The sequence below is a fragment of the Belliella calami genome, assembly GCF_022549695.1.
GTDB lineage: Bacteria > Bacteroidota > Bacteroidia > Cytophagales > Cyclobacteriaceae > Belliella > Belliella calami.
In genome coordinates this window covers 1-945 of the sequence record NZ_JAKZGS010000041.1, presented here as the reverse complement: position 1 = coordinate 945, position 945 = coordinate 1, and the positions used below count along the sequence as shown (strand labels likewise).

At 40.2% G+C, this 945-nt stretch carries 1 protein-coding gene; it reads right to left on the bottom strand.

Annotation, left to right across the window (positions count from 1 at the left end; translation table 11 throughout):
* Window positions 1-278 precede the first annotated feature (278 nt).
* Complete coding sequence (locus tag MM236_RS19600; RefSeq protein WP_241276696.1) at window positions 279-419, bottom strand: hypothetical protein; 141 nt, start codon at window positions 417-419, stop codon at window positions 279-281.
* Window positions 420-945: the final 526 nt, after the last annotated feature.

The window sequence follows — 945 nt, the reverse complement described above, 5'->3', positions numbered from 1 at the left end:
CATGGTATGATGGCTAACTCCTTGTCATGGATTGAAATCCATACCTAATACATCGGTCACTCCTATGGAGCTGATAGCAAATCCCACTTCCAGTCGACACACCTACTTTCCAGTGCCAGCGGCACGACCGACATCTTAACGGTGGGTTTCAACCCACCGACCCAAGAAACTTGCGACTCAGCAAAAGTCCCGTAGGGACGGATGATATCTTTGCTGATTGACCTCAAACCATATCACCCTTCCCTACGGGACTTCATGGTATGATGGCAATATCTTTGTCATGGATTGAAATCCATGACTAATACATCAGTCGCTCCTACGGAGCTGATAGCAAATCCCACTTTCATCCGATATACCAGCTTTCCAGTGCCAGCGGCACGACCGACATCATAACGGTGGGTTTCAACCCACCGATCCAAAAAACTTGAGGTGAAGGGAAAGTCCCGTAGGGATGGATGAAAATAAATAGTTAAACCTCAAAATATACAGTTGCTAAATTAGATATTGGATTAAAACTCATAGATAAAAAATATCAATTATTACTAATTATAAGTCAATTAGTATTTTCACTTTTTTGGAGTGAGCGTTCTCCTTTCAAGCCCCTTTTGAAATCATCCCAATCATTGAATATCATCAGTGACAAAAGGAAAGAGGCTACTATTATTAAAAATTGAAATGTTTTCTTTTTCATAACTGCGTTGATTTATACTTTATCTACTCTTCAATTCTTTTAAATTTTCCATAATCTAAATAAATTTTCATTTTTCCCCAACCTTTTCCGGGCATCAGGTTTTCCCAATCTCTCCCAGGCAAATCGAATTAGCTAGCATAGAAATCTCTAAAACATGATTATTCAGATGCCCTTTCAGGGCATTCCTGATAATAGCAGCATCTTGTGCAATGGGCTGCACCCATTGTTAGAAGCTCTTGCCCTTACAGGGCAGT